This is a genomic window from Mesorhizobium sp. WSM4847, assembly GCF_055811335.1.
Genome location: NZ_JBVVPY010000068.1, coordinates 1 through 3869, shown reverse-complemented (window position 1 = coordinate 3869; position 3869 = coordinate 1). Strand labels below are relative to the sequence as shown.

Genomic DNA, 3869 nt, shown 5'->3' with positions numbered 1-3869 from the left:
CAAAAGAGCCTGAACGGTTCCGATTCGATCCCACCCATCAAATGCCGGGACTAAACACCTAGGATCCATGCCGTTACCTTCGAGCAATGCCGCGTTGAACAGCGCTCTCGCTTGACGGACTGCCTCAGTCGTCGTGGCGCAATGATGACCCTTAAGTCCGGGATCAAATACCTACCTCCGCCCCAGCGCGGCGCGGATCGATGCGGTGATGCGGCGAAGCTCCGCCTCGTCTAGTTTTTCGATGTTTTCGGCCAGGACATTAGCAAGCTCGGTGGCGGCGGGGCTGAGGCCCGACGTGTCGAGTTTTACCCGCGGGTGCGAGGTCTCGGCCAGCCGCGCCAGTTCTTCGGCATCGTCCCAGATGACATTGAAATAGCCGATGATCTTCTGGATCAGCGTCCAGGTCGGCGCGCCGCGGCGTCCGTGCTCCAGCGCCGACAGATAGGCGGCGCTGACGCCGATCGCCCTGGCCATGGCCTTTTGGCTGACGCCGCGTTCGCTCCGCAGAGCGCGAAGCTTTTCGCCGAACGGAGTCACAAGTCCATCCTCGTGGGGTGCACCCTCATGCGCGCATCTGCATCAGCGCGTGCGCCGCAGGCGGACATAGAGCGCGCCCGAGCCGCCATGCTTGCGGGCGGCGTGGTCGTGGCTGGAGACCAGCGGTCTGAATGCGGGTGTCGACAGCCAGGCCGGCACGGCGCGCCGCAGGATGCCGTCGCCGCCGGACGAGGAGCCCTTGCCGGTGATCACCAGCACATAGCGGATGCCGCCGGCATGCGCCCGGTGCAGGAAGGAGAACAAAAGCGAATAGGCTTCGTCCTGGCTCAGGCCGTGCAGATCGACGCGGCCTTCGATCGGCAGCCGGCCCTTCGACAGTTTTTCCAGCGTCGGCTCGTCGAGCGCATGCGAAACATACTGCGTCCTGGCTTTCGTGGCCGCAGCAGGAGCCATCGCCTGGTCACGCAGCGGTGGCTTGGTGTCATCCGCGATGTCCGGGCCAATATTTGGGATGTCGATGGCGGACTTGCCCTTCAGCGGCTTGGCAGTGCGCGCCACCAGGTTCCACAGCACCCGGTCGTCCTCGCTCAGCCTGTCGATGCGCCGGGTCATCGCCCCGCTCCCGGCACAAGCCGACGCGGGATCAGCGCGTAGAAATCGGCAGGGTTGCGGACAACACCGGCGATCTCGCCGGCCGCATCTCCCGTACCAGTGAACAGGTCGCCACGGGCCGGGCCGGTGATGGCCGAGCCGGTGTCCTGCGCGATCATCAGCCGCCGAAACGGCTTGTTGTCGAAAGCGGTCAGCGACGGCCCATCGATGTAGAACGGCGTGCCGAATGTATGCAGCAGACGGTCGACAGCGACGGAGCGGCCCGGCGTCAGCGGTACTTTTGCGGCAGCGATCGGCCCGAGTTCCGGGTCGTCGACCGCCGCCTCGCTGACCGAAATCTCGCGGAAAAAAATATAGGAGCGGTTGCGCCACAGGATCTCGTCGATGCGCTGCGGATGCGCCTTGAACCAGGCGCGGACCGCCTGCATGGTCACCGCTTCCAGCGGGATTTCGCCTAGCTCACCCAGGATTTTGCCCGGTCCGGTAAAGCGCTGGCCGGATTTGGCGACATAGGTGACGCGGCAAAGCCGGCCGTCGGTCATGGTGAGCCGCGCAGAACCCTGTACGTGGATGAAGAAGGCGTCGACCTTGTCGGCGAGCCAGGCGATTTCCAGACCCTTGCCCGCCAAATCCTTGCCTGCAAGCGCGCCGCGCTCGATCTCGCCGCGATCGAAATACTCGACCGGTCCGTCCGGCGTGGCGCGGCCGAAGGCGAGATAGGGATCCATGCCGACCGGCCGATTGGCGTCGTCGATGTCGACGAGATCGGCCGGACGCGACAGCAACGGCACCGTAAATCGTTCGGTTCGCACCGGCGAAGCGTCGACCACCGGCTCATAGAAGCCGGTGACGAGGCCGGCGCCACCGCTTTCCGCCGCTATGTGCGCCGGGATGAAATGCCGCTCGAAGAAGGCGCGGGCTTCGCGCCGGTCGGTTGGCGAAATGGTGCGGGCTGCAGCATAGGCGTCGGTGAAGGCATTGAAGTCGACCCCGAGCCCGCCGGAGCGATAGGGTTTCGTCAGGATGTGAAGAGCCGAACGCCGGAAAGCAGCGAACGCGGCCAGATGGTCGTCCTCGTCCCAGCCGGGCAGATCGTCAAAGGATGTTTCGCGGAACGCCTGAGAAAGCGACACGACAGACCCCGCCGTGGTCCGGGCTCAGTCTTCTTCTTCGGTGGCGACGAGCTTCCAGTTCGGGTCGCGCGAGCGCGTATCGCGGGCAAAGGTCCAGACATCCTTGACCTCGGCGACGGTTTCGGGATCGCCGTCGATGACGGCGCCGGCCTTGTCGCGCGTTGCCGAAATCAATTCGCTGACGATGCGCAAGGTGATATGCGCCTCGCTGCCCTTCATCTCGGCGGAAACGATGTCGGCCTTGTCGATGCCGACGAAGGAGGATTGGATCTTTTCCGACTTCGCCTCGCGGTCGCCGATCGCCGCGACAAAGCCGTCATAGACCTCGCGCGACAACAGGTTCTTCAGCGTCTTGCGATCGCCATCGGCATAGGCCATGACGATCATCTCATAGGCCATCTTGGCGCCGTCGACGAAGGTCTTGGGGTCGAATGCCGGATCATTGTCCTTGATCGCGCGCAGGCCCTTGTTGAGATCGGTGTCAGGCTTGGCGAAGGCGTCGATCGCCGCATAGGCGTCGATTGCCGGCTCTCCCGGCGCTCGCTTGCGCGGCAGCGAGACCACATTCTCGGGTTTTTGGGCGTCGTCGCGGGTGCGGCCCGCCGTATAGGGGTCGAACGGCGGCCGCTCGCTGCCGGTGCGGCGGCCGAGCACATTGCGCAGCTGGAAAAAGATCACAACCGCCGCAACCAGAAAGAAAATCGTGCCGAAGTCGAAGAATCCCATATCTTCCGCCAATCAATCCCTACTCCGGCCGGACCGCCCGGCCAGGCAATGGCTGCGGTCGCATAGCGTTCAACATCCAAAGCATATAGAACGCAAGCTGCAATCATTCAAATTAAAGGCAGCCATACCTATCTAAAAGGTTCAGTGCCAGCGGCGATTGCCTGCCGGCCGGCAAAACATCGAAACGATCGGTCAAGATTTGCGCATTCCGCTGCTTCCCCTGTTCATCCTCGCGCTTCCGCTGCTGGAGATCGCCGGTTTCGTCGTTGTCGGCCGCGAGTTCGGCGCCCTGGCGACGGTCGGCCTGGTGCTGGCTTCGAGCATCGCCGGCGCGCTGTTGTTGCGATACCAGGGGTTCGGCGTCATGACCCGGGTCCGTGCTGAAATGGACGCCGGACGTGATCCAAGCCGTCAGCTCGCGCATGGCGCCATGATCGTGCTGGCGGCGATCCTGCTCATCATTCCCGGATTCATCACTGACATTTTAGCCATTCTGCTGTTGCTGCCGCCGGTCCGCGACCTCGCCTGGCGCCGGCTGAAAGGCCGCATCGTGATGGCGACCAGTTTCGGCACCGGTGGATTCCGGGCCCGGCAACGCGACAAGACCATCGACCTCGACGACAGCGACTATTCGCGCGGCGACGAGCACGGCCCCGATCGCAATTCCCCCTGGCGCCGCCTCAAGGACGAGTAGCCCGGCGCAGCTCTCCCTTCTCCCCTTGTGGGAGAAGGTGGCCTCGCCCACGGGTCTTGCCTCCGGCAAGCCCGAGGACAGGCTCCGCTCAGTCGGATGAGGGGTGCTCCAGCTTGGCACCAACCGCACTCCTTCCAACACCCCTTGTGTCTCTAGAATCATGCATGATCGGGTTGGCGGGTGACCCGGGTCATGACCGGATCACC

5 protein-coding genes are annotated in these 3869 nt (G+C 64.0%); 1 reads left to right on the top strand and 4 read right to left on the bottom strand.

Annotated features, from left to right (window positions below):
• Positions 1 to 171: 171 nt before the first annotated feature.
• The 4 genes from AC0L28_RS34400 to AC0L28_RS34385 are packed head-to-tail and all read right to left on the bottom strand — an operon-like array spanning position 172 to position 2969.
• Positions 172 to 537: a helix-turn-helix domain-containing protein gene (locus AC0L28_RS34400; RefSeq protein WP_027153619.1), complete on the bottom strand. Its 366-nt coding sequence runs from the start codon at positions 535 to 537 to the stop codon at positions 172 to 174.
• 42 nt (positions 538 to 579) lie between these two features.
• Positions 580 to 1110 carry a Smr/MutS family protein gene (locus AC0L28_RS34395; RefSeq protein WP_473482916.1) on the bottom strand — a complete coding sequence of 177 codons (531 nt, stop codon included), beginning with the start codon at positions 1108 to 1110 and terminating at the stop codon, positions 580 to 582.
• The gene (mltA, locus tag AC0L28_RS34390; RefSeq protein WP_473482914.1) at positions 1107 to 2243 is read right to left on the bottom strand and encodes a murein transglycosylase A; all 1137 of its coding nucleotides are present in this window, start codon (positions 2241 to 2243) and stop codon (positions 1107 to 1109) included. The genes AC0L28_RS34395 and mltA overlap by 4 nt, the downstream gene beginning before the upstream one ends.
• A 24-nt stretch (positions 2244 to 2267) precedes the next feature.
• Positions 2268 to 2969 (bottom strand): Tim44/TimA family putative adaptor protein, encoded by a 702-nt coding sequence (locus AC0L28_RS34385; protein WP_023802679.1) that lies wholly within the window; start codon positions 2967 to 2969, stop codon positions 2268 to 2270.
• A 199-nt stretch (positions 2970 to 3168) separates the two neighbouring features.
• Here AC0L28_RS34385 and AC0L28_RS34380 point away from each other — a divergent pair, with 199 nt between their 5' ends.
• Positions 3169 to 3663 (top strand): FxsA family protein, encoded by a 495-nt coding sequence (locus AC0L28_RS34380; protein WP_473482907.1) that lies wholly within the window; start codon positions 3169 to 3171, stop codon positions 3661 to 3663.
• Positions 3664 to 3869 lie beyond the last annotated feature (206 nt).